Source organism: Streptomyces agglomeratus (assembly GCF_001746415.1).
Taxonomy (GTDB): Bacteria; Actinomycetota; Actinomycetes; order Streptomycetales; family Streptomycetaceae; genus Streptomyces; species Streptomyces agglomeratus.
In genome coordinates this window covers 7,702,602-7,715,506 of the sequence record NZ_MEHJ01000001.1, presented here as the reverse complement: position 1 = coordinate 7,715,506, position 12,905 = coordinate 7,702,602, and the positions used below count along the sequence as shown (strand labels likewise).

The 12,905-nt window shown below is 67.6% G+C and carries 10 protein-coding genes and 7 pseudogenes; 8 read left to right on the top strand and 9 right to left on the bottom strand.

All coding sequences use genetic code 11. The annotated features are described in order from the left end of the window. Positions 1-24 precede the first annotated feature (24 nt). Positions 25-900, top strand: coding sequence for a sigma-70 family RNA polymerase sigma factor (locus AS594_RS33795; protein WP_069931940.1), 876 nt, complete (start codon positions 25-27; stop codon positions 898-900). 342 nt (positions 901-1,242) lie between these two features. Here the strand turns inward: AS594_RS33795 and AS594_RS33790 are convergent, their stop codons facing one another. After that, the gene (locus tag AS594_RS33790; RefSeq protein WP_141747192.1) at positions 1,243-1,503 is read right to left on the bottom strand and encodes a WD40 repeat domain-containing protein; all 261 of its coding nucleotides are present in this window, start codon (positions 1,501-1,503) and stop codon (positions 1,243-1,245) included. Positions 1,504-1,777: 274 nt separating this feature from the next. Here AS594_RS33790 and AS594_RS48045 point away from each other — a divergent pair. The 3 pseudogenes from AS594_RS48045 to AS594_RS33780 form a co-directional block, all read left to right on the top strand. Next, a pseudogene (locus tag AS594_RS48045) lies at positions 1,778-2,179 on the top strand (serine/threonine-protein kinase); the annotation flags it as partial. Further along, positions 2,065-2,451 (top strand): annotated as a pseudogene (locus tag AS594_RS48040) (protein kinase domain-containing protein); the annotation flags it as partial. The pseudogenes AS594_RS48045 and AS594_RS48040, both read left to right, overlap by 115 nt. Positions 2,452-2,685: 234 nt before the next feature. After that, a pseudogene (locus AS594_RS33780) lies at positions 2,686-4,355 on the top strand (DNA translocase FtsK); the annotation flags it as partial. A 444-nt stretch (positions 4,356-4,799) separates the two neighbouring features. Here AS594_RS33780 and AS594_RS33775 read toward each other — a convergent pair. The 5 genes and pseudogenes from AS594_RS33775 to AS594_RS46535 all read right to left on the bottom strand — a co-directional run. Beyond that, positions 4,800-5,744, bottom strand: a complete 945-nt coding sequence (locus AS594_RS33775; protein ID WP_069774803.1) for a CU044_5270 family protein — start codon at positions 5,742-5,744, stop codon at positions 4,800-4,802. Then, the gene (locus AS594_RS33770; protein ID WP_069933748.1) at positions 5,737-6,369 is read right to left on the bottom strand and encodes an RNA polymerase sigma factor; all 633 of its coding nucleotides are present in this window, start codon (positions 6,367-6,369) and stop codon (positions 5,737-5,739) included. The genes AS594_RS33775 and AS594_RS33770 overlap by 8 nt, the downstream gene beginning before the upstream one ends. A 173-nt stretch (positions 6,370-6,542) precedes the next feature. Next, positions 6,543-7,432 (bottom strand): annotated as a pseudogene (locus AS594_RS33765) (IS3 family transposase); the annotation flags it as partial. Between the two features lie 89 nt (positions 7,433-7,521). Further along, the gene (locus AS594_RS46540) at positions 7,522-7,827 is read right to left on the bottom strand and encodes a group II intron maturase-specific domain-containing protein (protein ID WP_240509310.1); all 306 of its coding nucleotides are present in this window, start codon (positions 7,825-7,827) and stop codon (positions 7,522-7,524) included. Positions 7,828-7,968: 141 nt separating this feature from the next. Further along, positions 7,969-8,495 (bottom strand): annotated as a pseudogene (locus AS594_RS46535) (reverse transcriptase domain-containing protein); the annotation flags it as partial. Between AS594_RS46535 and AS594_RS44895 the strand changes: the two are divergent. Continuing rightward, positions 8,472-8,738, top strand: a complete 267-nt coding sequence (locus AS594_RS44895; RefSeq protein ID WP_167367945.1) for a hypothetical protein — start codon at positions 8,472-8,474, stop codon at positions 8,736-8,738. The pseudogene AS594_RS46535 and the gene AS594_RS44895 sit on opposite strands and share 24 nt — an antisense overlap. Positions 8,739-8,879: 141 nt before the next feature. Here the strand turns inward: AS594_RS44895 and AS594_RS33755 are convergent, their stop codons facing one another. Further along, positions 8,880-9,797 carry an IS3 family transposase gene (locus AS594_RS33755; RefSeq protein WP_069774409.1) on the bottom strand — a complete coding sequence of 306 codons (918 nt, stop codon included), beginning with the start codon at positions 9,795-9,797 and terminating at the stop codon, positions 8,880-8,882. Further along, positions 9,794-10,102 carry a transposase gene (locus tag AS594_RS33750; RefSeq protein ID WP_069774646.1) on the bottom strand — a complete coding sequence of 103 codons (309 nt, stop codon included), beginning with the start codon at positions 10,100-10,102 and terminating at the stop codon, positions 9,794-9,796. Before AS594_RS33750 ends, AS594_RS33755 begins: the two co-directional genes overlap by 4 nt. Positions 10,103-10,480: 378 nt before the next feature. Between AS594_RS33750 and AS594_RS46530 the strand changes: the two are divergent. Next, positions 10,481-10,638: pseudogene (locus AS594_RS46530) on the top strand (transposase); the annotation flags it as partial. A gap of 218 nt (positions 10,639-10,856) precedes the next feature. Here the strand turns inward: AS594_RS46530 and AS594_RS47610 are convergent. Then, positions 10,857-11,141 (bottom strand): annotated as a pseudogene (locus AS594_RS47610) (hypothetical protein); the annotation flags it as partial. A gap of 88 nt (positions 11,142-11,229) precedes the next feature. On the opposite strand from AS594_RS47610, the gene AS594_RS33740 reads away from it, so the two are divergent. Continuing rightward, entirely contained in the window at positions 11,230-11,829 is a 600-nt protein-coding gene (locus tag AS594_RS33740) for an isochorismatase family protein (protein ID WP_069774808.1), read from the top strand. 10 nt (positions 11,830-11,839) lie between these two features. Further along, the gene (locus AS594_RS33735; protein WP_069931942.1) at positions 11,840-12,748 is read left to right on the top strand and encodes a GlxA family transcriptional regulator; all 909 of its coding nucleotides are present in this window, start codon (positions 11,840-11,842) and stop codon (positions 12,746-12,748) included. The last annotated feature ends 157 nt before the right edge of the window (positions 12,749-12,905 follow it).

Genomic DNA, 12,905 nt, shown 5'->3' with positions numbered 1-12,905 from the left:
AGCAGTTTCAAGGAAGGTAACAACATGCCCGAAGCCCATCGCACGGATCCGGTCTCCGAAGCCTTCGAGTCCCATCGCGACCGGCTCCGTGCCATCGCCTACCGCGTGCTCGGGTCGCACGCCGACGCGGAAGACGTCGTCCAGGAGGCGTGGCTGCGTCTGTCCCGCCAGGACTCCGGCACCATCGACAACCTCGGCGGCTGGCTGACCACCGTGGTCGGCCGCATCAGCCTCGATGTCCTGCGGGCGGGCCGGGCCCGCCCGCAGGTCGCCCTCGACGACCAACTGCCCGAATTCACTGTGATGCTCCACGATGCTCCTGTTCCGGAAGACCTCGTGACGCTCGGGGACTCCGTCGGCCTGGCGCTCCTCACGGTCCTCGACGCGCTGCGCCCGGACGAACGACTGGCGTTCGTGCTGCACGACGTGTTCGCCGTGCCTCACGGGGAGACGGCCAGGATTCTCGGCAAGTCCGCCGACGCGACCAAGATGCTCACCAGCCGCGCCCGCAAGAAAGTACAGGTTGCCCAGCGGCCGGCAAGCGGGGGACACCAGCAACGCGAGGTGGTCCAGGCCTTCCTGGCGGCAGCCGGGAACGGCCAGTTCGAGCGGCTGCTGCAACTGCTGCACCCCGAAGTAAAGTTGACCGCCCACACCCCCCATGGCCAGTTCGTCACGCTCGGAGCCACCGAAGTCGCCACCCGCGCGAAGACGGCCGGCGGCGCAGCTCAAGGACATGCCGCGACCGTCAACGGCCGCCCCGGCGTCATCTCCTGGAGCGAAACCGGCACGCCCCTCGCGCTCCTTGCCTTCACCGTCACCGACGGCCGTATCACCGAGATCACCGCTGTGACCGACCCGGCCAAACTCGCCCTCATCAACCTGCCGGACCCGGCATGATCCCCTGCCCGCGACGACCGCTCGCCCCCCAGCCACCGGACGCAAGAGCCGCCGGATCGCTCACCGCCCTGCCGGCCCGGACCGTCGGCTGCGAAACAACGCAACCATGCGGCCCATCCGACCGCCCGAGACTCTCCCTTCATCCCCGGCACAGCCCCCTGGAGCCTCCGACGCATGCGAATGGTGCCGCAGCCTCGGCCTCGGTGACGACCGGCATCGGTGCCATCGGTCGACTGGGCGGTGCCTCCTACCGGACCAGGCTAAATCGTCCTCCCTTGAGGCCATCGAGGCCGAGGCTGGCCGATCGGGTGATGGCGGCCGCGCCGGGTTGGCAGTCGGACGTCAGTCGGCGCGCGCGAGGTCCCACAACCGGACGGTGCCGTCCCAGCCACCGGTATCAAGTTTCTTGCCGTCCGGGCTGAAGGACATGGACGCGGCACAGTCGGTGTGGGCCGTGAGGGTGCCGGTCACCGTGCGGGAGCCGACGTCCCACAGCCGCACATGGCCGCTTCTGTCGCCGAGTGCGAGGGACTTCCCATCAACGCAAGGGCTCCACACCGCTTCACGCTCGGTGATGACGGTCTCCACCGACCTGGTGGTCATGTCCCACAACCGAACCGTCCGGTCGCTGTTACTGGTGGCGAGTCTGCTGGCCGGGCACTTGTTCGCCGATCCTTCCTTCAGGGTGGAAGGAGTGGAGGCCAGTCTCAGGCAGGGGCCGTAGGATCGCCGTGGATGCTGTCGCCGCGAAGAGGTCCTCAGGAAGCGTGAACGCTGGGTTTGTGGTCACTTCGCTGCTGATGTCGGGGAGGGGACAGTGCAGGGGACACGGATTGATGGCCGCTATCGGCTGATCGATCTCGTTGGCACAGGCGGCATGGGCCAGGTATGGCGTGCGTACGACGAGCGATTGGGCCGGGAAGTCGCGGTCAAGACGCTGACTGCCGGCGAGAGCGGCCCGGACCCCCGCGCCATGGCGCGGTTCGATCGCGAGGCCCGAGTTGTCGCGCGCCTCGACAGCCAGCACGTCGTGACCCTGTACGACATCGGCGCGGCTGAAGTAAATGGGCGTTCTCTGCTCTTCATCGTCATGGAGCTGCTCGGCGGGCAGCCACTCGACCGCATCATCCATCAAGGGCCGCCGCTCCCCAATGATGTGGTCGCATGGGGCACCCAGGTGTGCGACGGTCTCGCGACGGCGCACGCCGCTGGAGTACTGCATCGCGACATCAAGCCGGCCAACATCATGGTCACGCCGCGCGGCGTCGCCAAGATCCTGGACTTCGGCATCGCCGCGTTCCTGGACAACACCTCCCCCCACACGACACTGACAGCGACAGGAACGCTGCTGGGAACCCCGCCTACATGTCACCGGAACAGGCCCAGGCGGTTCCGGCAGACCACCGGAGCGACCTGTACTCCCTCGGCTGTGTGTTCTACGCGCTCGTCACCGGTCAGCCCCCGTTCGCAGCGGCCAGCGGGGTCGCGCTGCTCGTCAAGCACGTCACCGAGGCTCCCCCCCCCCCGAGTCGCCGTCGGACAGATCTCCCGGGCGAGTGGGACGAGCTGATCCTCGCGCTTCTGGAGAAACACCCCTCGCATCGGCCGCAGAGCGCAGTTGAGGTGCGAGATCGCCTGCGCAGCATGGGCACCTCCCACCCAGGGCTGTTCGCCGGAACAGCCCTGTGGAAACTGGCCCAACGCCTTCGCAGACCGTCTTCGACGGTGAGCATCCCGCCGTATCCCACGTCGCCGCCACCGCCCCCACAACGGCAGTTCGACCAGCCGATGGATGCCGTGGACCTCGCCGCGGCGACGGCCGCCGCGCTCGACGGGGCCGTACTCAACGGCATGCCGCCGTTGAACGACATTCCGCGTCAATCGGTCACCCATCCCGTGTCACCCCCGCTCACCAAGGTGCTGTCGGACGAGCAGCAGACCGCGCCACCCGGCGACAAGCACCTGCCAGTGGCTGGGGACATCACCTACGCGCTGCCGTCGCTGGATCTGCTGGAGCGTGGCGGTCCCGGCAAGACGCGCAGCGCCGCCGACGACGCCGTCGTCGCCTCACTGACGACCGTCTTCACCGAGTTCAAGGTCGACGCGGCCGTCACCGGCTTCACCCGGGGGCCGACGGTCACCCGGTACGAGGTGGAGCTGGGCCCGGCGGTCAAGGTCGAGCGGATCACGGCGCTCGCCAAGAACATCGCGTACGCCGTCGCCAGTCCCGACGTACGCATCATCAGCCCCATCCCGGGCAAGTCCGCCGTCGGCATCGAGATCCCGAACAGTGACCGCGAGATGGTCAAGCTGGGCGATGTGCTGCGGCTCGCGGACGCCGCCGAGGACGACCATCCGATGCTCGTCGCGCTGGGCAAGAACGTCGAGGGCGGCTACGAGATGGCCAACCTCGCCAAGATGCCGCACGTGCTCGTCGCGGGCGCCACCGGCTCGGGAAAGTCGTCGTGCATCAACTGTCTGATCACCTCGGTGATGGTGCGGGCGACCCCGAGGACGTACGGATGGTGCTGGTCGACCCGAAGCGGGTCGAACTCACGGCGTACGAGGGCATCCCGCACCTGATCACGCCGATCATCACCAACCCCAAGCGGGCTGCCGAGGCGCTCCAGTGGGTCGTGCGGGAGATGGACCTGCGCTACGACGACCTCGCGGCGTACGGCTACCGGCACATCGACGACTTCAACCACGCGGTACGGACCGGCAAGGTGAAGCCGCCCGAGGGAAGCGGGCGCGAGCTGTCGCCGTACCCGTACCTGCTGGTCATCGTCGACGAGCTCGCGGACCTGATGATGGTCGCGCCGCGCGATGTCGAGGACTCCATCGTCCGCATCACCCAGTTGGCCCGCGCCGCCGGCATTCATCTGGTGCTTGCCACACAGCGGCCGTCGGTGGACGTCGTCACCGGTCTGATCAAGGCGAATGTGCCCTCGCGGCTCGCCTTCGCGACCTCCTCGCTGGCGGACAGCCGCGTCATCCTCGACCAGCCGGGCGCCGAGAAGCTGATCGGCAAGGGCGACGGCCTCTTCCTGCCGATGGGCGCGAACAAGCCCACCCGTATGCAGGGCGCGTTCGTCACGGAGGACGAGGTCGCCGCGATCGTCCAGCACTGCAAGGACCAGATGGCGCCCGTCTTCAGGGAAGACGTCGTGGCCGGGACGGCGAAGAAGAAGGAAATCGACGAGGATATCGGTGACGACCTGGATCTGCTGTGCCAGGCGGCCGAGCTCGTGGTGTCCACGCAGTTCGGCTCGACCTCAATGGTCCAGCGCAAGCTGCGTGTCGGCTTCGCGAAGGCGGGCAGGCTGATGGATCTGATGGAGTCCCGGAACATCGTGGGGCCGAGTGAGGGATCGAAGGCACGCGACGTGCTCGTCAGGCCCGACGAGCTGGATGGAGTACTCTCCATGCTGCGCGAGGACACGGGCGAGGTGTGAAGTCGCAGCCCCGACCGAAGTCGAACCAGGGCATCGCTGACCAAGGCAGACGAAGGCCCCGGCTCGTTTCTCGGACGCTGTTGGCTGCTTCTGCCCCGTTGAATCCCATCCAGCAGGGCGGAGCGCTGCGAAGTGTGAGACGCGGGTGCGGGCGAGGGCTGCCGGTGACCCAGGCGTCATCTCCGCCAACTCCACCCCACGCAACGACACGAACACCCCTGAACACGAGACGGGCTGCACAACCCCAACTAGGTCGTGCAGCCCGTCGTCACGCAGGCCCCGGATTAACCAACAGCGTCGTATAACGACGGGGCGATGGTCCGGAACGCGCACGGCACACGCCGTGCAACGGCATCGACGCCGACAACCGGCGAGTACGCCGGGCGTTCCTCCCCTCCGTGCGGGCGCTGGGTGTCGGGGTGGGCTCACCGGACTGCGCGGTTGTCAGCTCTGGGGGCGCTGGCCGATCCGGTCGACCACACCCAGGTCTTCCAAACTCCTCGTCTCGAAGTACCAGCTGTCCTGTTCCCACCCTCCCTTGACGCGTTTGAGGCCGCTGCCTTTCGTGCGCAGCCCGAGGTAGTCGTAGGTTTCACGGTCGAACACGAACGTGAAGGCGGCTTTGGGATGGGAGATCGCGATCCCGGGCCGGCCGAGGACGTCCACCTGGTTGTGGTCCAGCCTGACACCGGGGATCTCCGCGAGTGCCTCGAAGGCGGCGGCCTGTAGCCCGGGGGGCATGACCCGCGGCCCCTTCATCAGCAAGCAGGCTTGGAAGAACGCGGACGCGTCGTTCTCAGGCGTGCTCTTGGAGCCGTGCCTGAAGAGTTCGAGGAGCTTGTCCGGGTCGGTCGGCAGCTTCTTGAGCCCCGCGTACGCGGTGGGCGGCCACATCCACTCGTGCTTGCCCCGAGGAGGATCGTTGTGGATTTTGCCGTGTTCCTGGCGCTTCGAGGGCTTGGAGCCGTCCACCGACAGCCAGCTCTCGTCCGTCCACGTCTTGGTCTTACCGCCCTCAAGGGGTTTTTGCGTGATGAACGTCCTGGTGTAGAGGTACTGGTCGTCGCGTGGGATCGGCAGCCCGGCGCTGTCGGACCGGGACCTGTCCGCGGCCCGGTGCAGCACCTGCGCCGCGCTGAGCGTGGTCATCCGAGACGTGTCCCGCGCCTCGCCGCCTCTCGTGGCGACGACAGCGGTTCCCGCCACCGCGGCCACCGTCGCGGCAACCGCCACCCGCAACACCAATCGCCGGGACAGAGCGGCACAACGGTGCGGACGCTTCTCCTCAGAGATGGCGTTCCGCAACCGCAGGCGGGCGGCGGAGCGGGCTTCGTGGGTCAGCGGCGGCGTGCCGGTTTCCATCTGCCGCACGCGCGTGAGGTCATCCACGATCGGGTTCCTCCAGGTCCTCTCGAAGGGTTGTGGGATCCGAACCGCCCAGCGCTTCGCGTAGCGCGTTGCGGGCGCGGTGCAGCCGTGAGCGCACGGTGCCCATCGGTATGCCCAGGGCCTGCGCGGCCTCCGCGTAGTCGAGATCGCCCCAGGCGATCAGCAGCAGAACGTCCCTGTTGCGGGCGGACAGCCCGGCGAGAGCCGCTCCCAGGCTGCGCCGGGTGTTCTCGGCACCGACCCGGGCCACCACCCGGTCCGCCAACTCCTCACCGGCACCGCGCCCCTCGGCCGGCGCTGTGACGGCGACACGAGACAGCGCCCGCAGGCGACGGGCCTCGGCCCGTCTGTGCCGTCCGATGAGGTTGGTGACGATCCCGTACAGCCAGGGCAGAGCATGCGGCCTCGACAGGTCGTAGCGCCGGCGCTGCTGAAAGGCGATGACGAATGTGTCGGCCATCAGATCGTCGGCTGCCTCGGTGCCCAGCCGCCGGGCCGTGTACTGGTGAATGTCATCGGCGTAGCGATCGAACAGCACGGCGAACGCGTCCGGGTCGTCCCAGGAGCGCTCGATGACCAACGCATCGGACTCTGCTGTTCCGTCAGTTACATCGGAACAAACCATCCCGACGTACGGCGAGGCGGTCACAGGGCGCCCCTGAGATTCATGTCGTTCCTTCGACGATGCGGGCATGGAAACCCCTCCTTCGCCGATGTCCGCATCCGAGTTCCACATGACCGCTCAGCCCCTCCCGCCATACGGGCCTTCCCCCGTGAAGGTGGGCACGCGGTTATTGATCACGCGGCGAGCGTGAGTTTAGCGGTGTGGTGTCGGCGTTCGTATTCGTTGGGGCTGAGGTGGCCGTTGGCGGAGTGCCGGCGGCGGGTGTTGTAGCGGGTCAGCCAGGCAAGACGGTCTGCGGCAGGTGTCGGCGTCACCGTAGTCGTGGGTGCCCTGGAGGGTCTCGCGTTTCAGGGAGGCGTGGAAGCTTTCGCAGGCCGCGTTGTCGGCGCTGGTGCCGACCGCGCCCATCGACGTGTGACTCCGAGTGGTCGCAGAGGCGGCGAAGGCCCGGGAGCCGTCTTGGCCCCGTGGTCGGAGTGGAACACGGCACCGTCCAGGCGCCGCGGGTCGCGGCTGCCATCCGCAGTGCGTCGGCGACCAGGTCGGTGCGCATGTGGTCGGCGATGGACCAGCCGACGACCTTGCGGCTGAAGCAGTCCAGCACGGTCGCGAGATAGAGGAACTCCCGCAGGGGGAGATACGTGATGTCGCCCATGTATTTCGCCGGCTCGGTGGCGGTGAAGTCCCGCTGGAACAGGTCCGGGACCGGTGAGGTGGCCGGGTCCGGGACGGTGGTGCGCACGCGTCTGCGCAGGCGGATGCCGGTGATGGAGAACGTCCGCATGATCCGGGCGACGCGCTTTTCGTTGACCCGCCGTCCTTTCTCGCGGAGCTCGGCGGTCACGCGCGGGGAGCCGTAGGCGCCGCCGGATGCGCCGTGGACCTCGCGGATCTCCTCGGCCAGGACCTGGTCCTCCCACTGCCGGGTGGCCCGGGCCTCGGCGCCGGCGAGCCATTTGTAGTAGCTGGACCGGTTCACGTCCAGGACCTGGCAGAGCCGCTTCACCTCGTAGGTGTTGCGATGGTCGTCAACGAACTGGAAGCGGCTCATCACCAGTTCGTCGCCGAGTAGCCGGAGGGGATTTCACCCTCCGGCCCTCACAGAACGGAGCGTGACGATCTCTCGTCACTCCGCTCTTGTCGTCCTGATCCTCAAACCAGCACGGCACTCACGGTCGGGGTGATGCGCCAGTGCGCGAACATGCGGGGGTATCGCCGGGCGATCTCCTGCATTTTCGCCAGCGCCTTCCGCTTGGCCGCGAGCCGTTTGTACTTCTTGCGGATCCAACGCACCAGGTAGGAGTTGATGCGTGTCATGAAAGAGGTGAACTCCCAGGGCCTGAAACGGCCGTAGTAGTTGATCCAGCCCGCCACGACAGGGTTGATCCTCCGGGCGAGCTCCTGGAAGGTCAGATCGGTGCGGGTGTGCAGATGCCAGCTCCGCACTTCCCGACCCATCTTCTTGAGAGCGTCCTTGCTGACCGCCGGGTCAAACGCCAGGAACTGGTTCCCGTGTCGACTCCGGTTCCTCCTGGCGCGGAAGGTGTATCCCAGGAACGTGAACGCCGTGTGCTCGTAGGAGCCTTGGCGATTCCCGTCCCGGCAGTACACGATCCGGGTCTTGGCCGGGTGCAGACGCAGCCCGACCTCGGCCATCCTGTCCGTGAGCGCGGCCAGTACCTGGCGGGCCTGACGCTCGGTGACGCAGTGCAGCACCGCATCATCCGCATACCGCTCGAACCAGACGGACGGGAACTCCCGGGCCATCCAGGTGTCGAACGCGTAGTGCAGGAACAGGTTCGCCATGACGGGCGACACGGGAGCCCCTTGCGGGGTTCCCGCTCCCGTTCCAGCAGAGAGCCGTCGGGCATCTGAAGCGGGGCAGCGAGCCACCGCCGCACATACAAGTTCACCCAGACGGCGTCGGTATGCGCTTCCACTGCCTTGACCAGCAGGTCCCAGGGCACGCTGTCAAAGAACTTGGCGATGTCGAGTTCAACCACCCAGTCCCGTTTCCAACAGCGCTTCCGGCACTTCTCCACCGCATCCAAGGCCGACCGCCCAGGCCGGTATCCGAAACTCTGCGTTTCGAGCGCGAGGCCGTGGCTGCCGCGCAAATCAACCATCCTCACGCCGTCGCCCTCTATGATCGCGGCGTTCACGAGGACGCCCTGTTCCTGATCATGGAGAAGGTCGAGGGCGCCACGCTCGCCGAGCACATCCGCGACGAGGGTCAGAGTCCAGTGATCCAGACATCAAGTCTTGACTTCTGTCTGGATCATTGGACACCTTGTCTCGACCCGTGCACTGCATCTGCCGGTGTCGCCGAGAGTGCAGCTTCCCGCGCCCTGGTGCGGGCGCACATCTGAGGACCGAACGAAGTGTGCCGGTTCTGTTCTCCAGCAGCCACGGACTCGGGGCCGGTACAGCAACATACGGAGCGACACAAAGGGATCCATGGACACCGACACGGATCCCGGTGAGGTTCCCCGTTGTGCGGGAGGTGCTGATCAGCTGGTCAGGGCGGGGTGACGGGGTTCCAGGTTCGCTTGTTCGGCCGTCGCCTGGTCGGTGTAGTGCTTCTCCTCGAACTCGATGGGGCTGAGGTAGCCGAGCCGTTGCTGGATGCGCCGGCTGTTATAGAAGCCGTCGATGTACTCGAAGAGGGCCAGGTTCGCCTCAGCCCTGGTCGCGAAGACGCGGCCGCGGACGCACTCGGTCTTGACCAGCATCCATAGATTCTCGGCCAGAGCGTTGTCGTACGAGTCCCCGACGGACCCCATGGACGCCTCAATTCCTGCCCGCAGCAGTCGAGTTGTCAGCTTGATCGATGTGTACTGACAGCCGTGATCCGCATGATGAACCAGCTTGCCGGGCTCGACCTCGCGGCTGGCCAGGGCGTACTCCAGCGAGGACAGGACCAGGTCGGCGTCCGCACAGGCGGAGGTCTCCCAGGCCACCACCCGGCGGGAGAAGGCATCCCGGATCGCGGAGAGCCACAGCGGCCCTTCGCCGGTGGGGATCATGGTGAGGTCGGTGACCCACAGCCGGTTCGGACCGGGCGCGGTGAAGTCTCTGTTCACCAGGTCCGGGGCGAGGGTGGCCTTCGGATCCCGGCGGGTGAAACCCTTACGACGGGGGCTGACGCCCGCGAGATCGGCCTCGCGCATCAATCGCTCGACCCGCTTGCGGCCCACGTGGACACCCTCGCGCCTCAGGACGGCATGCACGCGTGGGGAACCGTAGATGCCGCCGGAATCGGCGTGGATCCGCTGGATCTGCTCGGTCAGCTCCGCGTCACGGCGCCGCCGCTCGCACGGCTCCTGCTCTTGCCGGCGCCAGCGGTAGTAGGTGGACGAAGCGATGTGCAGTTCCCGCAGGACCGGCTCGACCCCCAGATGCGGGTGCTCGTCGAGGAGCGCCGTCACCTGGGCCGGGTCGGGTCGAGCTGCGCGGCGAAAAAAGCCGACGCCGTCCGCAGGACTTCATTCGCCCGCTTGAGCTGCGCGTTCTCCTTGCGCAGGGCCGCGAGCTCCTCACGTTCGGCGGTGGTCAGCCGGTCATCGCTCTCACCAGCGTCGGCCTCGGCCTGGCGGATCCAGCCGCGCAGGGCCTCGGGATGCACACCCAGCTCGACGGCCAGCCGCTTGATCACCGGCCTCGGCTCGGTCGTGCGATACATCCGCACCGCACGCTCCCGCAACTCCAGCGGATATTTCCTCGGGGCAGCCATGGTCAAAGGTCCTCTCATGAGACCCATCTGACCAGCTGTCACCTCCCGCCGCATCTCGGGGGAACCTCACGGCCAACCCTTTCGGCATCTCCAGGATCGTGACAGATACCAACATTCCTACACCCACCTGGTGGCCGTGGAAGGCCTTCCGCGCACTCTGCTGGACGGCAGCTGACCCACCCACACGTCACTGACCAGATTCTGATGGCGGGACCGCGACTGTCAGCTGCCGGTCCTGTATGCACGGTTCGCAGGCAGACGCAAGCGAAGTCCTGCTGGGGCGTCTGTACCTGGCCGCCGTCCAGCCGAGCTAAGACCGCTTCCTGCATGGTGAGTTGGTCGTTGGCTTTGCTATGAGGAGGGGGCGATGGGGGACGGATTGTTCCGGACGGTTTGTGGAACTTGCGGAGCCGTTGTTGCCGGCCGCGCGGGTGCGTCCGCAAGGCGGTGGGATGGCGAACATCGATGACGAGGCGGTCTTCGCCGCGATCATCTACGTACTGGTCAGCGGCTGTGTCTGGCGGGCCCTGCCTCCGAGGTGCCACTACTGGCTCTTCTTGCCCACGACGGCGTCCCACTGGCGGAGGCCGCAGTCCGCGGCGGCGGGGACGCGGCCCTGGCGCTGAGGGTCTTCCCCGTGGCGGCGTTGACGATCTCCAGTTTGAGCTTCTGCATACGCACAGGCATCGTGGTGCCTCCTCCATGCGGTGCTGGCATGGGGGCGGGGGTGGCGCGGCGCGGCGGTGGCAGCAGATCACGTGAAGACGTGGTGGTACGGGACGCTCCATTCGCTGGGCAGCCGTGGGGAAAAGGTGTCGATGACCGTCCCGGTGAAGTCGCCGACCCCAGTTGTAGGTGACACGCGCCGCGCTGTCGGCCGTCACCGCGTGGTCCTTGCACCCGAGGATGGTGTCGGGACGGGTGATCGGCACGAAGGTGATCCCGCCCCACGGCGTCACGGTGACGGCCAGAGCTGAGCGTTCCCCCTCGCGCCGTTCTTCCCGCGCCACTTGCCGCCGACCTTGCTGGGGAGGCCGGACCTGAACGGCGTCGCTGACCGGATCGGTCCGCTTCCGGACCCGATGCGGCCTGGCGCCGCCCCGCCCGCGCGGCCCAGGCTTGGGGACATGACCCGAGCACTGATCGTCATTGATGTCCAGGAGTCCTTCCGCGCCCGTCCGCTGTGGGAAACCACCTCCGACCTGAAGATCGCCGACCAGGTCAACCGCCTGGTCCGGCTCTCCCGCCTGGCCGGAGACCTGGTGGTGTGGGTACTGCACTCCGAGCCCGGCACAGGCGATGTCTTCGACCCAGCCCTCGGCCATGTCCGGCTGATGGAAGAGCTGGAACGAGCGGATGAGGAGCCGCTGATCCACAAGACCTCACATAACGCCTTCACCACCACCAACCTGCAACAACTCCTCACCGAGCGCGGCATCCGCGAACTCACCGTCTGCGGCATCCGCACCGAGCAGTGCGTGGAGACCACCACCCGTGTCGCCAGCGACCTCGGCTACCGGGTCACCTTTGCCGTCGACGCGACCGCGACCAATCCCATCCCGCACCGCGACGCTCCCGCCGACCAGAGTGTCGCCGAGTTGCTGGCCGACCCCCGCACACTGCCTGCCGAAGAGGTCATCAGGCGCACCGAGTACGCCCTTGCCGGACGCTTCGCCACCATCGCGACGGTCGACCAGCTGGAGGCCGCAGCTGGACTTCCGGCATGATGACCGAATCGTGAGCCACATCGTCTTCTTCCTGGTGCCCGGAGTTCACTTGCTGGACCTGGCCGGCCCCGCGCAGGTCTTCTCCACGGCCGCCGACTTCGGGCACCCCTACGTACTTTCCTACATCGCCGAACAGCCACAGGTCTCCACCGCCCAGGGGCTGCCGCTGGTGGCCGGACTCGACTGGCCCGAGCTCGGGCCCGAGGATCTCATCGTGGTGCCCGGCTGGCGGACAGGCACCCGGGCCGACGCCCGCGCCATCGGCGCCGCCTTCCTGCACGTCCTCCGGGACCACCACGCCAGGGGTGGGACGGTGGCCAGCGTCTGCGCCGGAGCCGACGCACTCGGCCAGGCCGGCCTGCTCGACGGCCGTCGCTGCACCACCCACCACGACATGCAGGACGAACTGGCCCTGCGCCACCCCAGGGCGGTGATCGTCCGCGACGTCCTGTTCACCGCGGACGACCGGGTGATCACCTCGGCCGGCATCGCCAGCGGCATCGATCTGGCCCTGCACCTGGTCGCGACCCGGCACGGCCCGGCCGTCGCCGCCCAGGTGGCCCGGGACATGGTCGTCTACGCTCGCCGCAACGGCCATGAACCGCAATCCAGCGCGATGCTCCGGCACCGGTCCCACCTCGACGACATCGTGCACCGTGCCCAGGACCTCATCGACGCCCGCTTCGACGAATCGCTCCCGCTGCCCACCCTGGCCTCGGCCGTCGGGGTGAGCGAACGCACCCTCACCCGCCTCTTCAGCCGCGCCACCGGGCTCACCCCCCTGCGCTACCAGCACACCCTGCGCCTCGAACGCGCCCAGCACTTCATCGACCACGGCGCGACGATCGGCGCCGCCGCCCGCTCAGTCGGCTTCGAGGACCCACGCATGCTGCGCCGTCTCCGCGCCCGCACGGCCTGACTGCGTCAGGTTCGAACGCCCCTGGGTCAGCCTCACCGGGCCGAGACCTTCCAGCTGTCCAAGGATCCGCTGTTCGGGGACAAGGTCCGTGACGTGGTCGGGCTGTACCACGACCAGAGGGATCTCCCGGGTCGTCGCCGTGCGGTAGACCGCGTAC